This is a genomic window from Cedecea sp., from assembly GCF_036500665.1.
Lineage (GTDB): Bacteria > Pseudomonadota > Gammaproteobacteria > Enterobacterales > Enterobacteriaceae > Cedecea.
The window spans coordinates 137,084-163,728 of record NZ_DASYBS010000113.1 but is presented as its reverse complement, the minus strand read 5'-3'; the positions used below and the strand labels follow the sequence as shown (position 1 = coordinate 163,728).

Below are 26,645 nucleotides of genomic sequence, written 5' to 3'. Positions count from 1 at the left end.
CGGCATTATCTAATACCCTGGTAAATCGTTCAAGTATTCTGCCCGGCCGCCGCACGCTCTGCTTCCTGCGCCTTCATAGCTTCTTGTTTTGCCAGCGTTCTGGCCAGGATCACAGAGTATAACGGTTTTCCTCCCAGGAATTGTGCCAACAGTGTCGCCCCGAGGCAGGTGATTATCATTGGCAGAATGAGCTGGTAATTATCCGTCATCTCCAGAACCAGTACGATGGCGGTCAAGGGCGCGCGCAGTGACGCAGCCAGCAGCGCCCCCATACCGGCAATAGCAAAGGTTCCCATATCCAGATGGTATGCAGGAAACCACGCGGCGCAGGCCGTGCCGAATGCCGTTCCCAGCAGCGTACCCAGTGCAAGCATCGGAGCGAAAATACCGCCCGGTGCGCCGGAGGAAAAGCAGAGCAGCGTCGTAATAACGCGAGCCACAAACAGAAACAGCAGCATGCCGATGGTGTAGTTTCCCATTGCCGCAATCGGGATCAGGCTAAAGCCACCGCCGGACGCCGCCTGCTGGATAAGCCCCAGCACGCCGCACAGCCCACCAATGAGGCCGCCAATCAGCACCCACTTCTTCAGGTTACCGCCGTGAATACGCTGGAACATATCCTGAGCGCCAATCACCAGCCGGTTAAACGCCACGCCGACGATGCCAAACACCATGCCCAGGATCAGATACAACCACAGCGTGTTGACCGGCGCATCCGCCAGCTTGCCCACCTGAATCACCGTCGTTTCGGTATTAAAAATGCGAAACACGATGCTCGACATAATCACGCCAATAAACACCGCTTTTATCGAAATCAGGTTGTAGCGAAACTGGGTACGCATCTCTTCGATGATAAACAAAATCCCGGCCAGCGGCGCGTTAAACGCGGCGGACAGCCCGGCAGCGGCACCGGTGGCCAGTAGAGAGTGGCGAGCCTCCGCCCCGCGCTGGCGAAAGAGATCGCTAACCATGCGCCCAATATTGCCACCGAGCTGGACGGTTGGCCCCTCGCGTCCCAGCACCATTCCCGCGCCGAGCGTGCCCATCCCACCGATGAATTTAACCGGGATAACGCGCCACCAGCGCACCGGCCGCAAATCTTCCAGCGCGCCTTCTATTTCCGGGATACCCGAACCACCGGCCTCTGGCGCAAAGCGGCGCACCAGGAAGTAACCGACCATCGCCAGCAGCGCCGAGCTAATAAACGCCAGCGGCCACACCAGCCAGGCACTGTCGGCGACCTGTGCCAGCATGCCGATACGGTGCTGAAGCACCCAGTTGACGGATTTTTCAAACGCCACGCCGACCAGGCCCGCCAGCGTCCCGACGATGGCCGCCATTAATAAAATCATCAACGGCATTTTATCCTGGCCAATCAGGCGACGCAGGATAGCACCGCGGCGTTGGCGTACGCTTTGCGGCGTTTCACGTGTAGAGTTTGCGGAGTTCATGGGCTCAAATTGTTTAGTCATACAAATAAGGCGGGCATTTTACCCACGGATCTCACCGACGTCCTGTTAATTTCATAAATAAACCGTAACGTTTGAATTTGGGCAAATATTTCAACCCTGCGTGGGTTTCACATAGAATAGCCCGCTGTCACCATTTCCACGAATCAGGAGCCGATTCATGAGTAAGTCTGAAAACCTGTACGCTGCAGCCCGCGAAGTCATTCCCGGTGGCGTTAACTCCCCGGTACGCGCCTTTACCGGCGTCGGCGGTGTGCCGCTGTTTATTGAGCGTGCGGACGGGGCTTACCTGTATGACGCGGACGGTAAAGCCTATATCGATTACGTTGGCTCATGGGGCCCAATGGTTCTGGGACACAACCATCCGGCAATCCGCAACGCGGTCATTGAAGCCGTGGAACGTGGTCTGAGCTTTGGCGCGCCGACCGAAATGGAAGTAAAAATGGCTCAGTTGGTGACCGAACTGGTGCCGACCATAGATATGGTCCGTATGGTTAACTCCGGTACCGAAGCCACCATGAGCGCTATCCGCCTGGCCCGTGGCTATACAGGCCGCGATAAAATTATCAAATTTGAAGGCTGTTACCACGGCCACGCGGACTGCCTGCTGGTAAAAGCCGGTTCCGGCGCGTTGACCCTCGGCCAGCCGAACTCTCCGGGCGTGCCGGCAGACTTTGCAAAACATACTCTGACCTGTACCTACAACGATCTGACCTCCGTGCGTGAAGCCTTTGAGCAATATCCGCAGGATGTGGCCTGTATCATCGTTGAGCCGGTTGCCGGCAACATGAACTGCATTCCGCCTCACGCAGACTTCCTGCCGGGCCTGCGCGCGCTGTGCGACGAATTCGGCGCACTGCTGATAATCGATGAAGTGATGACCGGCTTCCGCGTGGCGCTGGCTGGCGCTCAGTCTTACTATGACGTCGAGCCAGATTTGACCTGCCTCGGCAAAATCATCGGCGGCGGAATGCCGGTAGGTGCTTTCGGTGGCCGCCGTGAAATCATGGACGCGCTGGCGCCCACTGGCCCGGTTTACCAGGCGGGTACGCTGTCCGGTAACCCGATTGCGATGGCCGCAGGCTTTGCCTGCCTGACCGAAGTGTCACAGCCGGGCGTTCATCAGACCCTGACTGAATTGACGGAGATGCTGGCAAATGGCCTGCTGAATGCAGCGAAAGCAGAGAACATTTCTCTGGTGATCAACAATGTCGGCGGCATGTTCGGCCTGTTCTTCACCGATGCAGAAACCGTAACCTGCTATAAAGAGGTGGTTGCGTGTGACGTTGAGCGCTTCAAGCGCTTCTTCCACCTGATGCTGGAAGAAGGCGTTTACCTGGCACCGTCTGCGTTTGAGGCGGGCTTTATGTCAGTTGCCCACAGTAAAGAAGATATCCAGAGAACCATCGACGCGGCACGCCGGGTGTTTGCGAAGCTGTAATCTTTCCCCTCACCCCAACCCTCTTCCTGAAAGGGAGAGGGGGAAAACAGCTGATTTATGTTCGTTCCGGTTCCCTCTCCCCTTTGGGGAGAGGGACAGGGTGAGGGGTTATCGCCCCTGCTTTCTCAGCAGATAAACGAAGTAAGGCGCACCGATAAACGTTGCCAGCAGCCCCGCAGGCACCTGATTCGGGAACAAAATCATCCTGCCGCACCAGTCAGCCAGAATCATTAGCACCCCGCCCAGAATCCCGGCAATCACTATCTGCGGCATCGCCTTGCGGAACCCAAGCATGCGCGCAATATGGGGCGCCATCAGCCCGACAAAGCTTAATGGGCCAACGATTAACGTTGCCGTAGCGGTCAGCGTTGCTGCCAGCAACAGCAGCGCAAAGCGCGAGGGCGTTAACGCCATACCAACCGCTCTCGCCGTCGCACCACCCAGCGGCAAAATCACCAGCCAGCGGCGCAGCAGCGGCGTGATGGCTAACAGCACAACCATCACCACCAGCGTCCTCACGGCCTGCTCACCGGTTACGTTATAAGTCGAGCCTGAAATCCAGGTCAGCAGCGTCGCCATACGCGGATCGCCGCTTGCCATCAGCATCATCAGCAGCATGGTAAAGGCGGTGCTTAGCGCCATCCCGGCCAGCAGCATACGCTGAGGTGAAAAGCCCCCGCGCCCGGCGGCAAGCATGATAATCAGTAACGTCACCGCTGCGCCAAGACTGCCTGCTGGCAGAAGCCAGACAAAGGCATTCCCCGGCACGATAAACAACATAAGTACAACGCCGAACGCCGCACCGGAGCTTATTCCCAGCACTTCCGGGCTGGCCATCGCATTGCCGGTTAACCGCTGGATCAGGCAGCCCGCAACCGCCAGCATCACGCCTGCGGTCAGAGCAGCCATAACTCGCGGCCAGCGCCACGGCAGGACGTCATCAAAAAGCGCGCCGCTCAGCCAGCGCCAGCCATGAGCATCGCGCCCCAGAGCCAGCGCGGCGGTAATCACCAGCAGCAGAACGCCAAGGCTTATCGCCACCCACAGCAGAACGCGCTGACGTTCGGCCTGCACGTGGTCTCCCGCACTCATTGACGGCGCACCGCTGGTACGCAGGCGAGGCAGCAGCCACAGCAGGATAGGTGCGCCAATCAGCGCGGTGATGGTACCGGTTGAAACCTCACCCCACACGCCGGAGAGCCAGACCACAACCTGGTCGGAAAGCCAGAGAATCAACGCGCCAATCAGCGGCGCCAGGAATAAACGAGCAGCCAGGCGACGAGCGCCCAGCATTTTTGCCAGCAGAGGCGCGAATAGCCCGATAAAACCGACAATACCGACCGCGTTAACCAGCTGGGCGCTGAGAACAATCGCCAGCGCCAGCGTTGCCAGCCGTACAAGAGAAAGCGCCAGGCCGAGGTTGCGGGCTACGCCATCATCCAGCCCCATCAGCGTCAACGGGCGTAGCAACAGCAACGTTAGCAGCAGCCCGCCCAGCAAACGTGGCCACAGGCTTTCAACGCTGCTCCAGTCCTGCTGGTTGAGCGAGCCGGTGCTCCACAGGAACATATTCTGCAGCTGGTCATGATGGAAAATAGCCAGCAGCTGGTTGACCGCGCCGCAGTAGAGGCTCAGTACCAGCCCCGCGAGAATCAGCGTGACCGGCGACATACGCTTGCTCCAGGCTACGCCGAAAACCAGCAGGCCAACCGCCGCCGCGCCAATCAGCGCCGCAAACGGCTGGGCCGCCTGAGGAAGCACCCAAAGCGTGGCGACCGTGACGCCAAGCTGAGCGCCGCTGGCTACGCCAAGCGTTGTCGGCTCCGCCAGCGGATTTCGCAGCACCTGCTGGAATAACACGCCAACGAGTCCCAACCCGGCACCGACCAGCAGCGATATTGCGAGGCGCGGCAGCAGGCTGAAGTGAAAGAGCATCTGTTGAATATTGTCGATATCCGGCGCGACAAAGGCACTACTCCATTGCCCGGAAGGCAGCACGCCGCTCATGTTATGCAGCGTCAGCCAAAACGCACCGACAAACAGAGCCAGCAGCAGGCAGGCCGGGAAGATGACGTGGCGTCTGTTCATGCCAGGCTCCTCAGGCCGTCATCCAGCACGCGGGCAAAGTGCATCGCCGACATCGTCGTGCCATAGAGCCAAACGGCGGGAACCTGCTGGAAACGGTTCTGGCGGATAAACGGCATCGCTTTCCACAGCGGCGTCGCGGCAACCTGGCGGGCTATCGCTTCGTTTTTATGATCAAAGCACAGCACATCGGCGTCTTTAATCGCCGCCAGACGCTCAATCCCCACCACTGCGGTTCCCCAGAAATTGGTCTCTTCCTGCCAGGCATTCTTCACCCCCAGCAGATCCATCACCTGCTGGAACAAACTGTGTTTGCCCACCACCAGCGCATGGCGATTATCCAAAAATGACATCAGCAGTACCGGGCGGCTACCGCGAGCGGCAAAGCGGGGCTTCATGCCGGCAATAAAGGCATCAAACCCGGCCAAATGTTGGCTGGCGGCCTGCTGCATGCCCAGCGTGTCGCCCAGCTGAATTAACGATTTACGCGCGATGTCCAGCGGTTTGCCGGAACCGTCGTTGAAATTGAAACCCAGTCCGGGCGCAATACGAGTGATTTTTTCCGGCGAAGGCCCGTAGCCAGCAGAATAGAGAATCAAGGACGGTTTTAGCTGCGCCATCAGCTCAAGATTGGGCTCGGTGCGCAGGCCAACGTCAACGACATCTTCCGGCAGCTTAGGCTCGTTAACCCAGATCTGGTAATTAGGAATATCGGCGACGGCCATCGGCGTCACGCCCAGCGCCATCATCAGCTCAACGGGCAGCCATTCCAGCGCGATGATGCGTTTTGCATCCGGTACCGCCGCCTGCGCCGCTGGAAGCTTCAGCAGCAGCGGTGAAAGCGCCATCGCCGCCAGAAGGCGGCGACGGGTCAAAAGAAAGTCATTCATACGGCTCATCAATAAACAAAACTTACCGGCGCAGCCCCCGCCGGGTGCGGCAGGATGCCCATCGGAATACCGTAGATGTGTTCCAGCGTATCGCTTTGCATCAGCGCCTCTGGCGTACCCTGGGCGATCATTTCCCCGCCGCGTAGCGCAACCAGGTTATCGCAATAGCGTGCGGCCATATTGATATCGTGCAGAACAGCAATCACCGTCAGACCACGCTCCTGGCTCAGGCGATGAATCAGCGCCAGCACGTCCACCTGATGGGCAATATCCAGCGCGGAGGTGGGTTCATCGAGCAATAAACAGCGGCTATCCTGCGCCACCAGCATCGCAATCCACGCCCGCTGACGTTCACCGCCGGACAGGCTATCCACCAGACGATGCGCAAACGGCTTCAACCCAACCAGGCTAATTGCCTCATCGACCAGCTCGCGGTCAGCCACGCCAAAGCGCCCTAATGCCCCATGCCACGGATAGCGGCCAATCGCTACCAGCTCGCGAACCGTCATACCCTCAGCGGCCGGGAGCTGCTGGGGAAGATAGGCGACCTGACGGGCAAAAGCTTTGCTGCTCCAGCTGTCCAGCGGCTGCGCGTTAAGCAGGATCTCACCGTCCGACGGCTTCTGGTGGCGACCCAGCATTTTCAGCAGCGTCGATTTACCAGAACCGTTGTGGCCAATCAGACCGGTCACTTTTCCCACCGGGAAGGTGATGGAAAGCGGATGAAGCAACGTGCGACCGGGCACGCGGAAGGTCACATCAGTGAGGCTAAAAGTGGTGTCGGGCTGAAGGTGTTTATCCTGCATGGTAGCCATCTTAGTGAAGGGCACGGCGAACCGTGCCCGGGAGACAAGTTAGAAGCGGAAGGTCGCGGTAGCGACCACCTGACGTTCAGCGCCCCAGAAGCAGCCATAAGTTTCGAAGCAGCTGGCAACGTATTCACGGTCAAGCAGGTTATTCACGTTGACTGCAATACTGGAACCGTTCAGGCCAAAGCGACCGAGGTCATACTTCACAACTGCATCCATAACGGCCGCGCTACCCACCTTGAAGGTGTTCGCCGGATCGCCATAGCTTGAGCCGATGAATCGACCACCGGTGCCCAGAGTCAAGCCGCTCAGCACGCCGCTGTTGAAGGTGTAATCCCCCCACAGGGAAGCCATGTGTTTAGGGACCTGAACCGGGCTATTTCCCTGAAGGGTTGTGTCTTTGGTGTACTGCGCATCGGTATAAGTGTACGACGCCGTTACGTTGATATTGGCGTTAACCGCCGCCTTCGCTTCCAGCTCTACGCCGCGAGCGCGAACTTCACCGGCCGGAACCTGGTTAAGCGCGTTTGTCGGGTCCGTCATCAAGGTATCAGTTTTGGTCAACTGATAGACCGCACCGGTAACCACAACTGGCATATCCTTCGGCACATATTTCACACCAGCTTCGTACTGTTCACCTTTAGATGGCTTGTAGGCCACACGAGGCGTGCTGTAGAGGCTAAATGCGTTAGGCTCAAAGGATTGGCTGTAGCTGACGTATGGTGAAATACCATTTTCAAACAGATAGTTAACACCACCACGCCAGGTAAACTGATGATCGTTGCGCTCAATATAACCGTTATCACTACGCACAGTTGTCGCCTGCTTAGACCAGTCGTAGCGGCCGCCCAACGTCATGACCCACTTGTTCCATTCTGCCTGGTCCTGTACGTAAAGACCCGTTTGCTTGCTTTCATTCATCTGGTAAGGCACTGCATTGCCGAAATCGACGTCGCTCATTGAACCCAGATTATTAAGATCCAGAGCCGGAGCATTGCCAAACAGAGCGCTGATGTCGTTACGCATACGCATGTAATCAATCCCGGTCAGCAGGGTATGATCAACATCACCGGTCGCAAATTTACTTTGCAGTTGCGTATCAACGCTGAAGTTTTGCAGCCTTTCATTATCAACGACGGTTCCGCGCCCCAGATAGTGAGCTTTTTGCTCAGCCGTCAGCGCCTGACAATAGGTGTTAAACAGGTTCATGCTGTTGTTGCACAGACCGGTACCATATGCGCTTTGCTGAGCCACTTTCATTTCTGAGAAGCGCAGGTTCTGACGCACGGTAAAGGTGTCGTTGAAGCCGTGTTCAAAACTATAGCCAACCATTTTCTGGTTACGGGAATAGCTATTGTTGGTTGCCCCTTCATTGAAGCTGGTTGGCAGACGTCCACCGTTTGGCAGCGGCTGAACGGTCCCCTCTTTTGGCAACCAGCCGTAGTAACCTGTTTGAGGTTCATTCTGGAAGTAGGACAGGAAGGTGAAATTGGTTTTGTCGTCAGGACGCCAGGAGAAGGATGGCGCAATCGCGTAACGTTTCTGTTTCGCGCCTTGTTGCTGTTCATCATTAGAACGCGCAACGCCGGTCAGGCGGTAGGAATATACGCCAGCATCATCCAAGGCATCGCTGAAGTCGAAGCCGGTCTGGTACAGGTTATCCGTACCCATTTTAAATTGAACTTCATGCAGCGGCTCGGTGGTCGGGCGCTTGCTGACCATATTCACAATACCACCCGGGCTGCTTTTGCCGTACAGCACGGAAGTTGGGCCGCGCATCAGCTCTACGCGCTCCAGCATATAAGGGTCGATTACCGCATCGTTATAGAAATCGCCCTGCATTTTCAGACCGTCCAGATAGTTATTCTGGCTCAGGCCAACGGAAGAGAAACCACGAATGATAACAAAGTCATAGTTATTTGAGGCACCACGACTGTTTACCGTCACGCCCGGCGTATAGCCCAGCGCTTCTTTCACGGACTGGAATTGATGCATCTGCATCTCTTCACTGGTCACCACCGAGATAGACTGTGGCGTCTTTTCAATCGGGGTATCCGTTTTCGTCGCCGTGGCGCTGCGTTTGGCCGCGATAGTTGGCGAGGGCCCCCATGCGCTTTCTGCCGGCGCTGCGCTGGCAGAAACGGTAATGGTGTCTTCTTTTTTGCTCGTACCGGAATCCGCAGCGAAGCTATTTACGCTGAGGGTTCCCACCGCTGCTGCAACAAACAGGGCAAGCTTACGGACAGGGGTTTTGGCTGGCTGACCAGTGAGTGAACGCGCCATGATATTTTCTCTGGTGAAGTAGTAAATGATAACGTAAACGATAATTATTATTATGCCCGCAGAATAATAGACGAAACGAATGATTCATAGCAAGCGCTTCACATCCGTAGGGTTATTAAGGGAATAAGAAATAACCTGATGGTTTATGAGGTGTTATTGGCGTGTGAAATTTAAGATAAGGAACGCGCTATTTTGGGCGGATAAAGCGGAAATGTGGCTTTTCAGAGAAAGGCCCCTCTCCCATTAGGGAGAGGGGTGAGGTAAAGATAAAACTTAGTTACTGCCGAACATATCCTTAATCCAGCCTGCAACGCCATCGCTCTTCTGTTCCTGAGCGGGCTGTTGCTGCTGTTGAGGCTGCTGCTGTGCCGGCTGCTGACCTGCTGGCGTCTGACTAAACGGGTTCGCCGACTGTTCTTCCTGTTGGCTCTGTTGGCAGAGCGCATCAGGGTTCGTCGTCCACACCGGCAGAACACGATCGCCACCGCCGCTGCACTGGAAGTAACCCGCGCTGTTTACGCTCATATCAACAATATCTTCAGGCTCTGTCAGGTCCAGCGGGATCGGCGACTGATTTGACAGATAACGCTGGTACAGCGACATTGCACCACTTGCGCCGTAAAGCTTGGTCGGCTGGTTGTTATCGCGGCCTACCCAGGTAATGGTCACTTCACGACCGTCAATACCGGCAAACCAGGTATCGATATTGTTGTTGGTGGTACCGGTTTTACCCGCCAGGTGCAGGTTCGGGTATTTCCCGCCCAGCGCACGCCCTGTACCGCGAGCCACCACCTGCTGCATACCAAACAGCGTCAGGTAAGCGGCCTGCGCAGGCACCGCCTGCTCGGCCTGCGGGAAGCTCTGGTACAGCACGGTGCCGTCTTCAGCAATCACCGAGCGCAACGCGGACAGCGTGGCGCGATTACCGCCGCTGGCGATAGTCTGGAATGCCTGTGCTACCTGAATAGGCGTCAGGTTCAGCGCACCCAGAATCATTGCCGGAACCGGACTAAGCTGGTCTTTTGGCACCCCGAGCTTCGTCCAGGTATCGGTAATAGCCGGTAAGCCAAGCGTCATCCCCAGGTTAACGGTCGGCACGTTCATCGAGCGCGTCAGCGCGTCAACCAGCATCACCTGCCCGCTATACTGATGGTTATCGTTCTGCGGCGACCACACCTGGCCATTCGACAGTTTGATACCAACCGGAGCATCGGCAAGCCAGGTATTCAGGCGGAATTTATCCGGCTGGCTCAGCGCCGTCAGATAGGTGGCGGGTTTTGCCAGCGAGCCAATCGAACGGCGAGCCTGCAGCGCACGGTTAAAGCCAGCAAACTGGGGTTCAGCCCCGCCGACAACCGCACGAACTTCACCGGTAAAGCGGTCAACAATCACCATCGCCGCTTCCAGATCGTTCAGCTTACGGGAAGCCCGCAGCACCGGAACCCCTTCGGTAACCGCTTTTTCCGCCGCATCCTGAGACACGGAATCAAAGGTGGTAAAGATCTTCACGCCGGACAGGTCTTTCACCTTGTCGCCCAGCTTGTCCTGAAGCTCCTGACGCACCATCTGCATAAAGGCTGGCTGTGGGGATATAACGCCACCGCGCGGCTGTACGCCCAGAGGACGCGCGCTCAGCATATCGTACAGCTCCTGATCGATAACCTTTTGTTCCTGCAGCAGGCGCAGGACCAGGTTACGACGTTCGAGCGCCAGCTTCGGATTGCGCCACGGGTTATACAGCGATGCCCCTTTTACCATCCCCACCAGCAGCGCCTGCTGGTCGAGGCTCAGCTCATCCACCGGACGACCGAAGTAATAAAGGCTGGCCAGCGGGAAGCCACGGATCTGATCGTCACCACTCTGACCGAGATACACTTCGTTCAGGTACAGCTCAAGGATGCGATCTTTGTCGTAGCGCGCATCCATAATCAGCGCCATATAGGCTTCGTTAGCTTTACGCCACAGCGTACGCTGGTTACTCAGGAAAAGGTTTTTTACCAGCTGCTGAGTGAGCGTACTGCCGCCCTGCACCGCGCGCCCTGCCGTCAGGTTGGCGACAACGGCACGGCCAATGGAATAAATGCTGATCCCGTCATGCTCATAGAAATGGCGGTCTTCGGTGGCGATAAGCGTGTCTACCAGCAGGTCCGGGAAACCGGAGCGCGGCACAAACAGACGCTGCTCACCGTTTGGCGAAGAGAGCATGGTAATCAGGCGCGGGTCGAGGCGGAAAATACCGAAGCTACGGTTATTATCCATGTTCTGGATAGATTCCAGACGACCACCGTCAAACACCAGGCGTGCGCGAATCTGCCCTTCTTTACCATCCGGGAAGTCAAACGGGCGGCGAATCAGCTCAATGTTGTTCCCCTGGACGGTAAACTCACCCGGACGCGTCATGCTCGACACCTGCCGGTACTGCGTGGCCTCCAGAAGCTTCACCATCTCCGCTTTGCTGTAAGGCATATCCGGCTCAAGGTTCACCATCCGGCCATACACCGCCGCCGGTAGCTGCCAGACCTTACCGTCAATGCGGCTGCGGATCTGCTGATCGAGATACACGCCGTAAATAACCAGCGCCACAAAGAAGATGATTGCCAGCTTCACTAACAGCCAGAAGAAACGGCGTTTTTTCGACGGGCGGCCCGATCCTTTCCCCTTACCTTTTCCCTTACGCGGCGGCATTGGTTCCTCGTCTTCGTAGTCATCGTCTTCGTACTCGTCGTCATAATCCTCTTCCCTGAGTCGACGACGGCTCACCTTCTCTTTCGCCGGACGCGTTGGTTTTCCTTTACGTCCAATCGGCTCGCGGTCATTCCCCGCCATGCATCTTCTCCACAAAAGTTCAGGCGCAAGGGCCCGATTCTCCGTTCTTCCGCGTAATACGAAAGAAGAAATCTCTCAAAAAAACAGCCAGACATTCTTATCAGGAATGTCTTTTCGTGTTTGCTCCCTCACCCATTGGGAGAGGGTATCAGGAATACTTTTTCGTCCGGCGCGTCGGGGCTGTATTCGCCGGATCGTCCGGCCAGACGTGCTTCGGATAACGTCCCTTCATCTCTTTCTGCACTTCGCGCCAGGCCCCGTTCCAGAACGCCGTTAAATCACGGGTGATCTGCAACGGCCGCTGCGCCGGAGATAATAGCTCAAGCACCAGCGGAACGCGCCCCTCGGCAATGCAGGGCGTCTGCGCTTCACCGAACATCTCCTGGATACGTACAGCCAGCACCGGTGGATTGTCGCTGTCATAGCGAATCGCAATCTGGCTTCCGGTCGGCACAGTGTAATGAGTTGGCAGGGCACTATCCAGCCGTTGACGCATTGGCCAGTCAAGCAAATGACTTAACGCCCGGCTAAGATCGATATTTTTCAGCGCCCGCAGCGAATGCACGCCGCGCATTTCCGGCAGCAACCATTCTTCGAGCGTTGCCAGCAGAGATTCATCGTCTACCGCCGGCCACTTTTGTTCCGGCAGCCAGCGAGCGGCACAGGCCAGGCGCAACCGCAGTTGCTCAGCCGGAACGGACCACTCGAGTAGCCCAAGCCCGCGTTCACGGATCCCGTTTAAAATTGCCTGCTGCATTTCCTCTTCTGAAGGCTTCGCTAACAGCTGCGTTTTCACCACCAGTCTGCCTATCTGACGACGGCGATACGCTTTTAACGAGCCCCGCTCTTCATCCCATTCTACGGAATCACTTTCCGTTAGCAGGTGCGGCACGCGAGCGACAAGCTCTTCGATATCCAGCGGTAGCGCCAGTAGAATACGGGCGTCCGGCGACTGGCTGCCCTGCAGCAGCAGAGGGGCAATTAGCCATTCATGCCGCGTCATGGCGTCGTCCTGCTCCAGCATGGCGCCCATGCCGTTCGCCAACTGATAACGCCCCTCAGCCCCGCGCCGCCGGGCGACACGATCGGCAAATCCGCTGGCCAGCAGCGGCATCGCCAGTGAAATGTCAGGTTCACCACCTCGCGCATTGACCCTTTTCAGCAGCTGCGCCGCTCGCTGCCGCCAGTTGCCATTTCTGCTGTCGAAGATAGACCGCAAATCCCCGCCGCCCTGAGTACGCGGTGGTTCTTCAAGGATCGCTGCCAGTAACGCCGCCGTAGCTTGCTCGTCCGGTGTTTTTGCCGCGATCAGCATTGAGGCGAGGCGGGGCTCGTTGCCCATCTGTGCCATTTTTTGGCCTTCAGCCGTTATGCGCTGATGGTCGTCAACGGCCCCTAGCTGGCACAGGAGGCGACGAGCTGCGGCCAGATTTACTTCAGGCGGAGCATCAAGCCAGGTCAACTGATTCACCTCCTGGCAGCCCCACTGCAGCAGTTCAAGCAACAGACCGGACAGATCGCTTTGCAGGATTTCTGGCTCACTTTGCATGGCCGCACGTTCGGCCTGCTCGGCGGCAATAAGATGCAAACAAATCCCCGGCTCCAGACGTCCGGCACGCCCTGCCCGCTGGGTCATTGAGGCCTGGCTGACGCGCTGGGTTATCAGACGAGTAAGCCCGGTGCGAGCATCAAAACGCGCGACGCGTTCCTGGGCCGCGTCCACCACCAGGCGGATCCCTTCAATGGTCAGGCTGGTCTCCGCGATGTTAGTCGCCAGCACCACCTTACGCGTGCCCGCAGCGGCGGGCAGAATCGCCTTACGCTGCTCGCTAAGAGGCAAGGCGCCGTACAACGGACAAAGCTGAACATCGCTCGCCACGCGTTCTTTTAGCTGCTCCTGCACGCGCTGAATTTCACCGACGCCGGGTAAAAACAGCAGCAGCGATCCTGACGCTTCACGCAGTAGCCCGGCCACGGCGGTGGCTACGGCTTCATCAAAGCGCTGGTGCGCGGGCAATGCGCCGTAGCGTCGCTCAACCGGGAACGCTCGCCCATCTGAAGTAATGACGGGCGCATCCGGGAGGCATTGCTGCAGACGCTGATTGTCCAGCGTCGCCGACATAATCAGGATCTTAAGGTCATCGCGCAGCCCGGCCTGTACGTCCAGCAGCAATGCCAGAGCGAGATCGGCCTGCAGGCTTCGCTCATGAAATTCATCGAGGATCACAAGCCCAATGCCGCTAAGTTCGGGATCCTGTTGGATCAGCCGCGTTAAAATTCCTTCGGTAACCACCTCAAGCCGGGTATTTGGCCCCACGCAGCTGTCAGCACGCATCCGGTAACCCACCGTTTCACCCGGTTTTTCCCCTAGTAATTCGGCCAGCCGTTGCGCAACGTTGCGGGCGGCAAGGCGGCGAGGCTCAAGCAGTAAAATACGGCCTTCCAGCCGACTCTGCTGAAGGATTTGCAGCGGCAGCCAGGTGGATTTACCTGCGCCAGTAGGGGCATTGAGCAAAACTTGTGGCGCGTACTCGAGCGCCTTAAGCACTTCCGGCAGTACGGCCGCAACCGGTAATGACGACACAAACGGCTCCAAAGGGTTAACATCGGCAGTCGCGCATTGTAGCATCCCGCCAAACCATAACCGAGAGACAACCATGGCCGAGAGTCGCCGCCTGTTTTTTGCCCTGACGTTGCCTTCCGAGATGCAACAACAGATTATCCACTGGCGCGCCGCACAGTTCCCGGCGGATGCAGGTCGACCGGTAGCAGCGGCCAATCTTCACCTCACGCTGGCGTTTTTGGGTGATGTTTCTGACGAAAAACGTCAGGCGCTTTGCCGCCTCGCCGGACGTATTCGCCAGCCTGGCTTTACGCTGCGACTGGATGATGCCGGGCAGTGGCTGCGATCGAGCGTCGTGTGGCTGGGCCCACGCCAGGCCCCGCGCGGCTTATTGCAGCTGGCGAATATGCTGCGCGCCCAGGCTGCACGCAGCGGCTGCTACCAGTCTCCACAGCCGTTTCATCCCCACGTCACGCTGTACCGCAACGCGATTCGTTCTGTCGCACTCCCGGCTCCGGGCTTTAGCTGGCAGTTCCAGGTGAATGAGTTTTCACTGTACGAATCCCTCTTTGAACGGGGCAGAACCCGCTATCAGGCGCTTGAACACTGGCCGCTGACTAATAAGGAAGAGTAGATGGAGTTTTCACCTGCACTGCAGCCCGCAACGCTCATCAAGCGCTACAAGCGCTTCCTGGCCGATGTGGTGACAGCCGACGGCAAAACCATGACGCTGCATTGCCCCAATACCGGCGCAATGACCGGCTGTGCCACCCCCGGCGATACCGTCTGGTACTCCACGTCCGCCAGCGCAACGCGTAAATACCCTCATACATGGGAGCTTACGCAGACGCAAAAGGGTGAGATAATTTGCGTCAATACGTTACGTGCGAACACGCTGGTCAAGGAGCTGCTTATAACAGCGCCTCCCGCAGAGCTGGCGGGCTATAGCGAGATACAGGCCGAAGTAAAATACGGTGAAGAACGCAGCAGAATTGACTTTATGTTACAAGCGTGTAACAAGGTTAACTGCTATATTGAAGTGAAATCAGTCACGTTACTTGAGCAGGATAAAGGCTATTTTCCCGATGCCGTTAGCCTGCGAGGCCAGAAGCATTTAAGAGAGTTAATGAATGTGGTTCAGCAAGGAGAGCGCGCGGTGCTACTGTTTGCGGTATTGCATTCTGCTATAAATAGCGTCTCGCCAGCCCGCCACATTGATGAGAAGTATGCGCGGCTGTTAAGTGAGGCACAGCAGTGTGGGGTTGAAATTATCGCCTGGAAGGCAGAACTTTCTGCCACAGGGATGACTCTAACTACGCCGTTGCCTGTCTATTTATAATCATCATCTGGTTAAGGACAGATAACGTATTGTCTTTTTTATAGTCGGGTCGTTTCGCAAATAAGCTTTTCTTCACACGGTTGTCAAGAGAGGAGTTTATATAATTGCCATCCTGAAAAGCATCTGCTATTTATAGCGGCCTGATTTTACCCCGACAGGGGACCGATAAGTGCGTGTTAAGGAGAAACAACATGCAAGAAGGGCAAAAGCGTAAAACATCGTCCCTGAGTATTCTCGCCATCGCTGGGGTGGAGCCATACCAGGAGAAAACGGGCGAAGAGTACATGAACGAAGCCCAGCTGTCGCACTTCAAGCGCATTCTTGAAGCATGGCGTAATCAGCTCATGGATGAGGTAGATCGCACCGTTTCGCATATGCAGGATGAAGCGGCTAACTTCCCGGACCCGGTTGACCGTGCAGCCCAGGAAGAAGAGTTCAGCCTCGAATTGCGTAACCGCGATCGTGAACGCAAACTGATCAAAAAGATCGAGAAAACGCTCAAGAAAGTGGAAGACGAAGATTTCGGCTACTGCGAATCCTGCGGTGTAGAAATCGGCATTCGTCGCCTTGAAGCACGTCCGACAGCTGATTTGTGTATCGACTGCAAAACGTTGGCAGAAATCCGCGAAAAACAGATGGCCGGCTAACGGCTAACGGAATTGCCAGACCTCTATGGCGGGAGCACTCTCCCGCCATATTACTTTATAGCTCCCCGAAAACATGTCAGCTCAACTCTACATTGGCCGTTTTGCCCCCTCCCCCTCAGGGGAACTGCATTTTGGCTCATTGATTGCCGCTCTCGGCAGCTACCTTCAGGCTCGCGCTCAACAGGGTCGCTGGCTGGTACGCATCGAAGATATCGATCCCCCTCGTGAAATTCCCGGCGCCGCAGACACCATTCTCAAACAGCTTGAGCACTACGGCCTGCACTGGGATGGCGACGTTTTGTGGCAATCTCATCGTCACGATGCCTATCGCGCCGCGCTGGCCTGGCTGCAACAGCAGGGGCTGAGCTATTACTGCACCTGCACCCGCAGCCGTATCCAGCAGATCGGCGGTTTCTACGATGGTCATTGCAGAACGCTTGGCAACGGGCCACAAAACGCCGCGATGCGTCTGGTGCAAAATAACCCGGTGCTGAGCTTCCTGGACGGCCTGCGCGGACAATTGCACGCCGATGAGGCTCTGGCGCGGGAAGATTTCATCATTCACCGCCGCGACGGCCTGTTCGCCTATAATCTTGCTGTCGTCGTGGATGACCATTTCCAGGGCGTGACGGAGATCGTGCGCGGCGCGGACTTGATTGAGCCAACGGTAAGGCAAATCTCGCTGTATCAACAGTTTGACTGGCCTGTTCCTGATTATATTCACCTGCCGCTGGCGCTGAATGATCAAGGCGCTAAGCTTTCGAAACAGAATCACGCCCCCGCGCTGCCGCAAGGCGATCCTCGTCCACTGCTGGTAGAAGCGTTGCGCTTTTTAAATCAACAGGTAGCAGACGGCTGGCAGGATCTGACGCTGGAGATGCTGCTTGAACAGGCAGTGGCTAACTGGTCGCTTAATCGCGTGCCTGTGAATACATCATTCTCAAATGCGCCGCACTGAGCTATGATTAGCCGCTGTTTTTTTTGTCCCTATGATTGACACTGCCGAGGTGGACTATTTTTACCCGAGTCGCTAATTTTTGCCGCAAGGTGCTTAACCGCGATGACGTCGTGGTCGAGGAGAATGAAACTCTCCCGCACATTACTGTTATTCCGCGTGACCAGCACGCTATTTCCCGCAAAGATATCAGTGAAAATGCCCTCAAGGTGCTCTACCGTTTGAACAAAGCAGGCTATGAGGCTTACCTCGTCGGCGGTGGCGTCCGCGACCTGTTGCTGGGCAAAAAACCCAAAGATTTCGACGTTACGACCAGCGCAACGCCCGATCAGGTTCGTAAACTGTTCCGCAACTGCCGCCTGGTCGGTCGCCGTTTCCGTCTGGCGCACGTGATGTTCGGCCCAGAAATTATCGAAGTGGCCACCTTCCGCGGACATCATGAAGAACAGCAGTCTGCCGACCGACAGACCTCACAGCGCGGCCAAAACGGCATGCTGCTACGCGACAACATCTTTGGATCCATCGAAGAAGATGCTCAACGCCGCGACTTCACCATCAACAGCCTTTACTACAGCGTTGCCGATTTCTCCGTACGTGATTACGTCGGCGGCCTGAACGATTTGAACAAAGGCATTATCCGTCTGATTGGCGATCCGGAAACACGCTACCGCGAAGACCCCGTGCGTATGCTGCGTGCGGTCCGCTTTGCCGCCAAGCTGAACATGACCATCAGCCCGGAAACCGGTGAACCAATCCCGCGCCTGGCAACGTTGCTTAATGATGTTCCCCCCGCGCGCCTGTTCGAGGAATCACTTAAACTCCTGCAGGCCGGGTATGGCTTTGAAACCTACCAGCTGCTGCGTGAATATCAGCTGTTCCAGCCACTGTTCCCGATCATCACCCGCTACTTTACCGAGCAGGGTGACAGCCCGATGGAACGCATCATTGCGCTGGTTCTGAAGAATACCGATAACCGCATTCATAACGATATGCGCGTGAACCCGGCGTTCCTGTTTGCGGCAATGTTCTGGTATCCACAGCTGGAAATGGCGCAGAAAATCGCGCAGGAAAGCGGCCTCGCTTACTATGACGCTTTCGCGCTAGCGATGAACGATGTGCTGGACGAAGCCTGCCGCGCGCTGGCGATTCCAAAACGCATCACCACGCTGGTTCGCGATATCTGGGGTCTGCAGCTTCGTCTGTCTCGCCGCCAGGGGAAACGCGCCTGGAAGCTGATGGAGCACCCTAAGTTCCGTGCGTCTTACGACCTGCTGGCGCTGCGTGCAGAGGTGGAGAACAACCAAGAACTGCTGCGTCTGACCAAATGGTGGGGCGAATTCCAGGTGGCGGCACCGCCTATGCAAAAAGATATGCTGAACGACCTTGGCGATGAGCCCGCCGTTCGCCGCCGTACGCGTCGCCCGCGCAAACGTGCGCCACGCCGCGAAGGCAGCGCATGACCCTCGCGTATATCGCGCTGGGCAGTAACCAGGCGTCACCGCTGGAGCAGGTTTCTTCAGCTCTTGACGCCCTTGCCGCCATTCCACAAAGCCGAATGGTGGCAACTTCTTCGTTTTACCGCACTCCCCCGCTGGGCCCGCAGGATCAGCCAGATTATCTGAATGCTGCCGTGGTACTTGATACCGACCTGTCTGCCGAAGCCCTGTTAGACCATACTCAACGTATCGAACTTGAGCATGGTCGCGTTCGCAAAGAAGAGCGCTGGGGACCGCGTACGTTAGATCTCGATATTATGTTGTTTGGCAATGAGGTGATTCACACCGACCGCCTGACCGTACCCCATTACGATATGAAGAACCGCGCGTTTATGCTGGTTCCATTACTGGAAATAGCACCTGAATGCCGCTTTCCTGACGGGCGATCTGTTGCTGAAATACTGGCTCGCCTTTCTCAGGAGGGCATTACCCGCTGGTAATCAGCGCGCCCGTATCCTGTTCAAACCTTTCTCCGGGGATGATGATGAAACCCACTACCACCTCCACCCTGCGTAAACTCAAGCAGGACAAAAAGAAATTCGCCACCCTTACCGCTTATGACTTCAGCTTCGCCAAACTGTTTGCTGACCAAGGCGTCGGCGTTTTGCTGGTTGGCGACTCGCTGGGCATGACGGTTCAGGGCCACGACTCTACGCTGCCGGTCACGGTGGAAGACATTGCGTATCACACCCGCGCGGTTCGCCGCGGCGCACCAAACTGCCTGCTGCTGGCCGACCTGCCGTTTATGGCCTACGCCACGCCGGAGCAGGCGTTTGCCAACTCTGCTGAGGTGATGCGTGCCGGCGCTAACATGGTCAAAATCGAAGGCGGACGCTGGCTGGCTGAGACGGTGAAAATGCTGACTGAGCGCGCCGTTCCTGTTTGTGGCCATTTGGGATTAACGCCGCAGTCGGTCAATATTTTTGGCGGTTATAAAGTTCAGGGCCGTGACGAACAGGCCGCGCAAACGCTGCTGGACGACGCCCTGGCGCTCGAAGCTGCTGGCGCACAACTGCTGGTGCTGGAATGCGTTCCCGTCGAGTTGGCCAAACGCGTCACCGAAGCGCTGACTATTCCGGTAATTGGCATCGGCGCGGGGAACGTCACGGACGGGCAAATATTGGTGATGCATGATGCCTTTGGGATTACAGGCGGCCATATTCCTAAGTTTGCGAAGAATTTCCTTGCTGAAACCGGCGATATTCGCGCCGCGGTGCGCCAGTACATTAATGAAGTCGAGTCCGGCAGCTACCCGGGCAACGAACACAGTTTTTACTGACAGGAGACAGGTTGTGCTGATTATCGAAACGTTACCGCTGCTGCGTCAGCAGATTCGCCGCTGGCGCCAGGAAGGCAAGCGCATCGCTCTGGTGCCGACCATGGGCAACCTGCACGATGGGCACATGACGCTGGTTGAAGAAGCTAAAGCCGTTGCCGATGTGGTAGTGGTCAGTATTTTCGTCAACCCAATGCAGTTCGACCGCCCGGACGATTTGGCCCGCTATCCGCGTACGCTGCAGGAAGATTGCGAGAAGCTGAACCGTCGTAAAGTTGATATGGTGTTCGCCCCGGCACCGGTAGATGTTTACCCTCAGGGTCTCGACACACAAACGTTCGTGGATGTACCAGGTCTCTCCACCATGCTCGAAGGCGCCAGCCGCCCGGGCCATTTCCGAGGCGTGTCCACCATCGTCAGCAAGTTGTTCAACCTGGTTCAGCCCGACGTTGCCTGCTTCGGCCAGAAGGATTATCAGCAGCTAGCGTTGATCCGTAAGATGGTTGCCGATATGGGGTACGATATTGAGATTGTTGGCGTACCGACCGTGCGCGCTAAAGACGGCCTGGCGCTCAGCTCTCGCAACGGCTACCTGACCGCCGATCAGCGTAAAATTGCGCCTGGATTGAGCAAAGTGATGAATGGCCTTGCCGATAAACTGCGCAATGGCGAGCGTGATGTGGAAGAGATGTTGATCCTGGCCGCCACTGAACTTAACGAAAAAGGCTTCCGTTCGGACGACCTGCAAATCCGCGATGCGGACACGCTGCTGGAGCTTTCTCCTGAAAGCAAACGCGCGGTGATCCTGATGGCGGCCTGGCTTGGCCAGGCACGACTGATTGATAACGTTACCGTCAGTCTGGCGCAGTAGACAGCCCAAATAAAAAGGGCAATACTGCCTCGAATATCCACGGCGCTGAGAATATCAGCGCTTTTTAAGCCCAGTAACAAAGGTTCAAGTTTATGATTCGCACCATGCTGCAAGGTAAGTTACACCGTGTCAAAGTGACTCAGGCGGACTTGCATTACGAAGGCTCCTGCGCCATCGATCAGGACTTCCTTGAGGCGGCAGGCATTCTGGAATATGAAGCCATCGACATTTACAACGTCACCAACGGTAAGCGTTTCTCTACCTACGCTATCGCCGGTGAGCGCGGCTCTAAGATTATCTCCGTTAACGGTGCAGCGGCACACTGTGCTGACGTCGGCGACATTCTGATTATCGCCAGCTACGTCACCATGCCGGACGAACAGGCACGCAGCTGGCAGCCAAAAGTGGCCTACTTTGACGGTGAGAATGAGATGAAACGTCTCGCGAAAGCGGTGCCGGTTCAGGTCGCGTAATAACCGCCCCTTATCCTCTCCCCACGTGGGAGAGGGAATCGAACAAACCCACTTTAGCTCACGTTACGGAACCGGAGTTAACTCACGACTCAGGCTGATTGGTAATCGTCCTCGACATCGTTTCCAGCGAATCCGTCCTCATAATATAAAGCCGCTTCAACAAGAACGGGTTATCGCCCGGTTTCACCTTCCCACGTACTGTCGTCACGGCCATATGAAAACCTGCGTCATTCGCCGCCTTCACCGCGATATCGTTATAGCCGCCGAACGGATAGGACAGGTAAAGCACGTGCGGATTGAACTGCGACAGCGCGCGGCGCGAGTGCTCAAAATCAAACAGGATATTGTGGTAGCTACGGCTCAGAAGAATCGGGCGGCGATAGTTATCAACGCGATGCAGGAAATGCGTGTGTGACTGAATATCAAACACGCTCTGAATCGCCTCCAGCTCAGAAATACTCATAAACTGTAGAGACTTTGGATTCCACGGCTGTGGATGGCGTTTAATACGTGACGAGATGATGTATGCCGTCGCTTTAAAACCGTACTGTTTAAGAATCGGGAATGCGTAGCGATAGACTGATTTCAGCCCGTCATCGAAGGTGATCACCACCGAGCGAGCCGGGAGGTTCATACGGTTACGCACGTAGCCTTCCAGCTGGTACATCGTCAGCGTGGTGTAACCCATATCACGCAGCCAGGTCATCTGGTTGCTGAATGCCACAACCGACGTAGTTGTTGAGGTATGGCGGAAACGCGTATTTTCTTCATCACGCAAAATATGGTGATAGGTCAGCACCGGAATACCGTTATCCGGCTGCGCGTCCAGACTGCTGATGTATCCTAGCCGGTTGCCGATGCGGATCTGGTACCAGGTCTGGTTCAGGCGATCTTTCAGTTTCCCGATAATCGGGTAGCGGAGGTTATCTGCCAGGGTCCCAAACACTTCTGAGGAAGTTGAAGGGTCGCTATAGATAGCCACATCACGGAAGGTTATCAGGTTCTGGTTGCTTAATGGCTTATTAAGATCGCCAAGCCGGTCTTCCACCCGCCGCTTACCTTTGACCGGGGCAAGATGCGCCTTGTCGATAAAACCGGTGCCAAAACCAAAGTTAAATTCATAGTAATCCGCCACGGTAGGCACCACCGCCAGGATCTGGCCCTGACCGATACGACCGACGGAGATTACGTCATCGCCGACCTGCGCCCAGATGTCGGCGTCCTCGGTCGTTTGCATATATTGGGCAGGTGTGTCGTGGCTGCTGAGTAGGCTAGCCTGGGTGGTACCGATGCTGATGACCAGCATCACGCAATAAACGAGGCGAGTTAACATGGCAAATTGTCAGTTTTTTGTCGGGAAGACGGAAGGAATTCATTATTTTAGCAAAAGATAGGTGAATACCAACCTGAATAGATAAATACCCTCAATATTCGTGCAGCAATACGAACGGCGGATTCTTTTGCTGCTGATGCCAAAGGCTGGTCACCGCTTCCCCACCCCGCTCAACGATAAGCTGCCGAAACGCCTCACTGGATACATTTTCACGCTGTTCCTGCATGGCTAAAAGCAGCGGGAGCGTTACGCCGGAGATCACCTCGCAGTGCTTATGTTTATGGTTAAGTAACGCCGCGGTACGATACGGTGCCGCACCGGTAATATCAGTCAGAAAGATGACGCCGTCACCCGAGTCACAATGGTGGAGTGCGTCGCACATCATTCGGCTAAGCATATTGGTGCTTAACCCTTTCCAGAAATTGACCGCGTAGCACTGCGGCTGCGGGCCAAAGCGCTGCTCGATGGCATCCAGCATCTTTTGTGCATAGTCGTCGTGTCCGGCGATGACCCAACCCAGCATAAAACATCTCCTGTTAATGGAGCGACAGTGTGCCAGAACGCCGAATAAGTAGCCTGATGCGTATCAATTTGGCGTGAGTTAACGGGGAGAAACCCTCCCCTTTTGGGGAGGGTTGGGGACAGCCTTTTTAGGTACGCAGACCGCGACCGCGCTGGATGAGATACCAGCACAGCAGGTAAAACACGACGATAAAGATTGCCAGCACGCCAACGGTGGTCACCAGCGGCACATCGGTAATGCCCAGGAAACCAAAACGGAAGCCGCTGATCATGTAAACAATCGGGTTCAGGTGCGACAGCGCCTGCCAGAACGGCGGCAGCAGGGTCAGGGAGTAAAATACCCCACCCAGATAGGTCAGCGGCGTCAGCACGAAGGTCGGGATCAGGCTGATGTCATCAAACGTTTTGGCAAACACCGCATTCAGCAGGCCGGCCAGCGAGAACAGCACCGCCGTCAACACCAACGTCAGCGCCACGAACAGCCACGAGTGAACCTGGAACGGGACGAAGAACAGAGACACCGCCGTCACCAGCACGCCCACGCACAGGCCGCGCGCAACGCCGCCGCCGACATAGCCCGCGATGATCACGTGCGTCGGCACCGGCGCCACCAGCAGTTCTTCAATGTTGCGCTGGAATTTGGCGCTAAAGAACGACGAAGCGACGTTCGCATAAGCGTTAGTGATCACCGCCATCATGATCAGGCCCGGCACGATAAACTGCATATAGGTGAAGCCGTGCATTTCGCCGATACGCGACCCAATCAGGTTCCCAAAGATAATAAAGTACAGGGTCATGGTGATGACCGGCGGAACCAGCGTCTGGATCCAGATACGGGCGAAGCGGTGAACCTCTTTGGTCCAGATGCTTTTCAGCGCCACCCAGTAAAGCTGCATCATGACCGATCCCCTTGTTTACCGTTTACCAGCGTCACGAACAGCTCTTCGAGACGGTTAGCTTTGTTACGCATACTTTGCACCTGAATACCCTGCGCGCTAAGCTGGCTGAACACGCTGTTAATCCCCTGTTCCCGCAGCACTTCCACCTCAAGCGTGGAGGTATCCACCAGACGATACTGGTAGCCATCGAGCTTAGGTAATGGGCTTTTAGGGGCCAAATCCAGGATAAAGGTTTCTGATTTCAGTTTGGAAAGCAGTGACTTCATCGAGGTATTCTCCACCAGTTCACCGCGCTGAATAATACCGATATTACGGCACAGCATTTCGGCTTCTTCCAGATAGTGGGTAGTCAGAATAATGGTGGTGCCTTTGTCGTTGAGGTCTTTCAGGAACCCCCACATCGAACGGCGCAGCTCGATATCCACGCCTGCGGTGGGCTCATCAAGAATCAGCAGCTTCGGCTCATGCATCAGCGCACGAGCGATCATCAGGCGGCGCTTCATCCCACCGGAAAGCATACGGGCACGTTCGTTGCGTTTTTCCCACAGATCGAGCTGTTTTAAATACTTTTCGCTACGGGCTATCGCTTCACTGCGCTCAACGCCGTAGTATCCCGCCTGATGGACAACTATCTGCTGTACCGTCTCAAACGGATTAAAGTTGAATTCCTGCGGGACCAGTCCGAGCTGGCGCTTAGCGTTGACCACATCTTTTTGCAGGTCGTAGCCAAACACCCGCACGCGGCCGGAGGTTTTATTCACCAGAGAGCTGATGATGCCGATGGTGGTAGATTTACCCGCGCCGTTAGGGCCGAGCAGCGCATAGAAATCGCCGGCCTCAACACGAAGATCTATCCCACGCAGCGCCTGAACGCCGCCGGGATAGGTTTTCGTTAACTGTTCCAGTTCCAATGCAATTGTCATGGATATTCGCTTACCTTAGTTCGGTACTTGTTTGAAAATTCGTTGAGTTACCCTATATTACCCCATCGCACTTCTCGGGTGACAGGCGTTAACCTCACATGAAAGATATTGATTCCCTTATCAGCAATAATGAACTTTGGTCAAAAATGCTGGTTGAGGAAGACCCCGGTTTCTTCGAAAGACTTGCCCAGGCACAAAAACCCCGCTTTCTCTGGATTGGCTGCTCTGACAGCCGCGTTCCCGCTGAACGGCTCACCGGCCTGGAGCCAGGCGAACTCTTTGTTCACCGCAATGTCGCGAACCTGGTTGTTCATACCGATCTGAACTGCCTTTCCGTCGTCCAGTACGCCGTTGACGTGCTTGAAGTTGAGCACATTATTATTTGCGGCCACTACGGCTGCGGCGGCGTGCAGGCTGCGGTAGAGAACCCTGAGCTTGGCTTAATCAACAACTGGCTGCTGCACATTCGCGATCTGTGGTTCAAGCATAGTTCGCTCCTGGGGGAACTGGCACCGGAACAGCGCATGGATACGCTCTGTGAACTGAACGTCATGGAGCAGGTGTACAACATCGGCCATTCCACCATCATGCAGTCTGCCTGGAAGCGCGGCCAGAAAGTCACGGTGCATGGTTGGGTGTATGGGATTCACGACGGGCGTCTGCGCGACCTTGAAGTCACGGCCACCAGCCGCGAATCACTTGAGCAGGGTTACCGCAGCGGGATATCCAACCTGAAAAATACCCATCATAGCCACCGGAATCGCGCAGCTTCGCAGTAATCCCACCAAAAGTGGATAGCAAAAAGGGCCCTTAAGGCCCTTTTTTGTTAGCTAGCGACTTTTACTCGTCGAGCATGACCACTTTGCCGACAAACGGCAGGTGGCGATAGCGCTGGGCATAGTCGATGCCGTAGCCCACAACGAACTCGTCCGGAATGGAGAAGCCAACGTATTCAACGTTAACGTTCACTTCGCGGCGGGTTGGTTTGTCCAGCAGCGTACAGATGGCCAGAGATTTTGGCTCGCGCAGGCTCAGGATTTCACGCACTTTGCTCAGGGTGTTGCCGGAGTCGATAATGTCTTCGACGATCAGCACGTCTTTCCCGCGAATGTCCTCATCCAGATCTTTAAGGATCTTCACGTCACGGGTGGTGGACATGCCGCTGCCGTAGCTGGAGGCGGTCATAAAATCGACTTCATGGGACACCTGCACTTCACGGCACAGATCGGCCATAAACATAAATGAACCGCGCAGCAGACCTACCAGCACCATGTCACTGCCGCTGTCGCGATAGTGCTCGGTGATTTGACGACCCAGTTCAGCAACACGGGCTTTGATCTCCGCTTCCGGGATCATCACTTCAACAGTATGTTTCATATCTCTAACCATATGATTTAAAAACAAATCATTTAATGCTGGTTTACCTGCAGCCAACACAAAATATTGAGGCGAGGAGTATACCAGCAAATCACTTTCACATCCGCACTCTAAAAAAAAGCCATAAATGTGACAACTATCACACTTGTTAATAACTATAATTGAATG

23 protein-coding genes are annotated in these 26,645 nt (G+C 56.0%); 11 read left to right on the top strand and 12 right to left on the bottom strand.

The window, feature by feature from the left end; translation table 11 throughout:
- Positions 1-29 precede the first annotated feature (29 nt).
- Entirely contained in the window at positions 30-1,451 is a 1,422-nt protein-coding gene (gene clcA, locus VGM55_RS19685; RefSeq protein WP_154187228.1) for a H(+)/Cl(-) exchange transporter ClcA, read from the bottom strand.
- 178 nt (positions 1,452-1,629) lie between these two features.
- On the opposite strand from clcA, the gene hemL reads away from it, so the two are divergent.
- Entirely contained in the window at positions 1,630-2,910 is a 1,281-nt protein-coding gene (gene hemL, locus VGM55_RS19680; protein ID WP_331636410.1) for a glutamate-1-semialdehyde 2,1-aminomutase, read from the top strand.
- Between the two features lie 108 nt (positions 2,911-3,018).
- Here the strand turns inward: hemL and fhuB are convergent, their stop codons facing one another.
- The 6 genes from fhuB to hrpB form a co-directional block, all read right to left on the bottom strand.
- The gene (gene fhuB / locus VGM55_RS19675; protein ID WP_331636409.1) at positions 3,019-4,998 is read right to left on the bottom strand and encodes a Fe(3+)-hydroxamate ABC transporter permease FhuB; all 1,980 of its coding nucleotides are present in this window, start codon (positions 4,996-4,998) and stop codon (positions 3,019-3,021) included.
- A complete protein-coding gene (fhuD, locus tag VGM55_RS19670; protein WP_331636408.1) occupies positions 4,995-5,894 on the bottom strand; it encodes a Fe(3+)-hydroxamate ABC transporter substrate-binding protein FhuD in 900 nt (299 codons plus the stop codon). The genes fhuB and fhuD overlap by 4 nt, the downstream gene beginning before the upstream one ends.
- A complete protein-coding gene (gene fhuC / locus VGM55_RS19665) occupies positions 5,894-6,691 on the bottom strand; it encodes a Fe3+-hydroxamate ABC transporter ATP-binding protein FhuC (RefSeq protein WP_154187224.1) in 798 nt (265 codons plus the stop codon). The genes fhuD and fhuC overlap by 1 nt, the downstream gene beginning before the upstream one ends.
- Positions 6,692-6,739: 48 nt before the next feature.
- Positions 6,740-8,977, bottom strand: coding sequence for a ferrichrome porin FhuA (fhuA, locus tag VGM55_RS19660; RefSeq protein ID WP_331636406.1), 2,238 nt, complete (start codon positions 8,975-8,977; stop codon positions 6,740-6,742).
- Positions 8,978-9,250: 273 nt separating this feature from the next.
- On the bottom strand, positions 9,251-11,803 hold the full coding sequence (mrcB, locus tag VGM55_RS19655; protein WP_154187222.1) for a bifunctional glycosyl transferase/transpeptidase: 2,553 nt from the start codon (positions 11,801-11,803) through the stop codon (positions 9,251-9,253).
- 148 nt (positions 11,804-11,951) lie between these two features.
- The gene (gene hrpB / locus VGM55_RS19650) at positions 11,952-14,387 is read right to left on the bottom strand and encodes an ATP-dependent helicase HrpB (RefSeq protein ID WP_331636404.1); all 2,436 of its coding nucleotides are present in this window, start codon (positions 14,385-14,387) and stop codon (positions 11,952-11,954) included.
- A 73-nt stretch (positions 14,388-14,460) separates the two neighbouring features.
- Here hrpB and thpR point away from each other — a divergent pair, with 73 nt between their 5' ends.
- From thpR to panD, 9 genes are all read left to right on the top strand, one after another.
- On the top strand, positions 14,461-15,000 hold the full coding sequence (gene thpR / locus VGM55_RS19645; RefSeq protein WP_154187220.1) for an RNA 2',3'-cyclic phosphodiesterase: 540 nt from the start codon (positions 14,461-14,463) through the stop codon (positions 14,998-15,000).
- Positions 15,001-15,705, top strand: coding sequence for a DNA/RNA nuclease SfsA (gene sfsA, locus VGM55_RS19640; RefSeq protein WP_154187219.1), 705 nt, complete (start codon positions 15,001-15,003; stop codon positions 15,703-15,705).
- Positions 15,706-15,896: 191 nt separating this feature from the next.
- Positions 15,897-16,352, top strand: coding sequence for an RNA polymerase-binding protein DksA (dksA, locus tag VGM55_RS19635; protein ID WP_038475474.1), 456 nt, complete (start codon positions 15,897-15,899; stop codon positions 16,350-16,352).
- Positions 16,353-16,425: 73 nt separating this feature from the next.
- Complete coding sequence (gene gluQRS / locus VGM55_RS19630; RefSeq protein ID WP_331636402.1) at positions 16,426-17,310, top strand: tRNA glutamyl-Q(34) synthetase GluQRS; 885 nt, start codon at positions 16,426-16,428, stop codon at positions 17,308-17,310.
- 56 nt (positions 17,311-17,366) lie between these two features.
- Positions 17,367-18,767 (top strand): polynucleotide adenylyltransferase PcnB, encoded by a 1,401-nt coding sequence (pcnB, locus tag VGM55_RS19625; RefSeq protein ID WP_331636426.1) that lies wholly within the window; start codon positions 17,367-17,369, stop codon positions 18,765-18,767.
- Entirely contained in the window at positions 18,764-19,243 is a 480-nt protein-coding gene (gene folK, locus VGM55_RS19620; protein ID WP_154187216.1) for a 2-amino-4-hydroxy-6-hydroxymethyldihydropteridine diphosphokinase, read from the top strand. The genes pcnB and folK overlap by 4 nt, the downstream gene beginning before the upstream one ends.
- Positions 19,244-19,287: 44 nt before the next feature.
- The gene (gene panB, locus VGM55_RS19615; protein WP_154187215.1) at positions 19,288-20,082 is read left to right on the top strand and encodes a 3-methyl-2-oxobutanoate hydroxymethyltransferase; all 795 of its coding nucleotides are present in this window, start codon (positions 19,288-19,290) and stop codon (positions 20,080-20,082) included.
- A 13-nt stretch (positions 20,083-20,095) separates the two neighbouring features.
- On the top strand, positions 20,096-20,950 hold the full coding sequence (gene panC, locus VGM55_RS19610) for a pantoate--beta-alanine ligase (protein ID WP_331636400.1): 855 nt from the start codon (positions 20,096-20,098) through the stop codon (positions 20,948-20,950).
- Positions 20,951-21,042: 92 nt separating this feature from the next.
- Positions 21,043-21,423 (top strand): aspartate 1-decarboxylase, encoded by a 381-nt coding sequence (panD, locus tag VGM55_RS19605; RefSeq protein WP_008461846.1) that lies wholly within the window; start codon positions 21,043-21,045, stop codon positions 21,421-21,423.
- An 82-nt stretch (positions 21,424-21,505) separates the two neighbouring features.
- Here panD and VGM55_RS19600 read toward each other — a convergent pair whose 3' ends face one another.
- The 4 genes from VGM55_RS19600 to VGM55_RS19585 form a co-directional block, all read right to left on the bottom strand.
- On the bottom strand, positions 21,506-22,756 hold the full coding sequence (locus VGM55_RS19600; protein WP_331636399.1) for a polysaccharide deacetylase family protein: 1,251 nt from the start codon (positions 22,754-22,756) through the stop codon (positions 21,506-21,508).
- Positions 22,757-22,847: 91 nt separating this feature from the next.
- Positions 22,848-23,279 carry a PTS sugar transporter subunit IIA gene (locus tag VGM55_RS19595; RefSeq protein WP_154187213.1) on the bottom strand — a complete coding sequence of 144 codons (432 nt, stop codon included), beginning with the start codon at positions 23,277-23,279 and terminating at the stop codon, positions 22,848-22,850.
- Positions 23,280-23,406: 127 nt separating this feature from the next.
- Positions 23,407-24,177 (bottom strand): ABC transporter permease, encoded by a 771-nt coding sequence (locus tag VGM55_RS19590; protein WP_038475492.1) that lies wholly within the window; start codon positions 24,175-24,177, stop codon positions 23,407-23,409.
- On the bottom strand, positions 24,174-25,100 hold the full coding sequence (locus VGM55_RS19585; RefSeq protein ID WP_154187212.1) for an ABC transporter ATP-binding protein: 927 nt from the start codon (positions 25,098-25,100) through the stop codon (positions 24,174-24,176). The genes VGM55_RS19590 and VGM55_RS19585 overlap by 4 nt, the downstream gene beginning before the upstream one ends.
- Before the next feature lie 98 nt (positions 25,101-25,198).
- On the opposite strand from VGM55_RS19585, the gene can reads away from it, so the two are divergent.
- On the top strand, positions 25,199-25,879 hold the full coding sequence (can, locus tag VGM55_RS19580) for a carbonate dehydratase (protein WP_038475498.1): 681 nt from the start codon (positions 25,199-25,201) through the stop codon (positions 25,877-25,879).
- 61 nt (positions 25,880-25,940) lie between these two features.
- On the opposite strand, the gene hpt is transcribed toward can, so the two are convergent.
- The gene (gene hpt, locus VGM55_RS19575; RefSeq protein WP_008461837.1) at positions 25,941-26,477 is read right to left on the bottom strand and encodes a hypoxanthine phosphoribosyltransferase; all 537 of its coding nucleotides are present in this window, start codon (positions 26,475-26,477) and stop codon (positions 25,941-25,943) included.
- Positions 26,478-26,645 lie beyond the last annotated feature (168 nt).

Excerpts from the sequence above, each read along its gene's own strand:
- folK (WP_154187216.1), top strand. The coding sequence starts at position 18,764 with ATGACCCTCGCGTATATCGCGCTGGGCAGTAACCAGGCGTCACCGCTG.
- mrcB (WP_154187222.1), bottom strand. The coding sequence starts at position 11,803 with ATGGCGGGGAATGACCGCGAGCCGATTGGACGTAAAGGAAAACCAACG.
- fhuD (WP_331636408.1), bottom strand. The coding sequence starts at position 5,894 with ATGAGCCGTATGAATGACTTTCTTTTGACCCGTCGCCGCCTTCTGGCG.
- VGM55_RS19590 (WP_038475492.1), bottom strand. The coding sequence starts at position 24,177 with ATGATGCAGCTTTACTGGGTGGCGCTGAAAAGCATCTGGACCAAAGAG.
- dksA (WP_038475474.1), top strand. The coding sequence starts at position 15,897 with ATGCAAGAAGGGCAAAAGCGTAAAACATCGTCCCTGAGTATTCTCGCC.
- thpR (WP_154187220.1), top strand. The coding sequence starts at position 14,461 with ATGGCCGAGAGTCGCCGCCTGTTTTTTGCCCTGACGTTGCCTTCCGAG.
- VGM55_RS19600 (WP_331636399.1), bottom strand. The coding sequence starts at position 22,756 with ATGTTAACTCGCCTCGTTTATTGCGTGATGCTGGTCATCAGCATCGGT.
- can (WP_038475498.1), top strand. The coding sequence starts at position 25,199 with ATGAAAGATATTGATTCCCTTATCAGCAATAATGAACTTTGGTCAAAA.
- VGM55_RS19585 (WP_154187212.1), bottom strand. The coding sequence starts at position 25,100 with ATGACAATTGCATTGGAACTGGAACAGTTAACGAAAACCTATCCCGGC.
- hpt (WP_008461837.1), bottom strand. The coding sequence starts at position 26,477 with ATGAAACATACTGTTGAAGTGATGATCCCGGAAGCGGAGATCAAAGCC.
- fhuB (WP_331636409.1), bottom strand. The coding sequence starts at position 4,998 with ATGAACAGACGCCACGTCATCTTCCCGGCCTGCCTGCTGCTGGCTCTG.
- panD (WP_008461846.1), top strand. The coding sequence starts at position 21,043 with ATGATTCGCACCATGCTGCAAGGTAAGTTACACCGTGTCAAAGTGACT.
- VGM55_RS19595 (WP_154187213.1), bottom strand. The coding sequence starts at position 23,279 with ATGCTGGGTTGGGTCATCGCCGGACACGACGACTATGCACAAAAGATG.
- panB (WP_154187215.1), top strand. The coding sequence starts at position 19,288 with ATGAAACCCACTACCACCTCCACCCTGCGTAAACTCAAGCAGGACAAA.
- fhuA (WP_331636406.1), bottom strand. The coding sequence starts at position 8,977 with ATGGCGCGTTCACTCACTGGTCAGCCAGCCAAAACCCCTGTCCGTAAG.
- sfsA (WP_154187219.1), top strand. The coding sequence starts at position 15,001 with ATGGAGTTTTCACCTGCACTGCAGCCCGCAACGCTCATCAAGCGCTAC.
- hemL (WP_331636410.1), top strand. The coding sequence starts at position 1,630 with ATGAGTAAGTCTGAAAACCTGTACGCTGCAGCCCGCGAAGTCATTCCC.
- fhuC (WP_154187224.1), bottom strand. The coding sequence starts at position 6,691 with ATGCAGGATAAACACCTTCAGCCCGACACCACTTTTAGCCTCACTGAT.
- gluQRS (WP_331636402.1), top strand. The coding sequence starts at position 16,426 with ATGTCAGCTCAACTCTACATTGGCCGTTTTGCCCCCTCCCCCTCAGGG.
- clcA (WP_154187228.1), bottom strand. The coding sequence starts at position 1,451 with ATGAACTCCGCAAACTCTACACGTGAAACGCCGCAAAGCGTACGCCAA.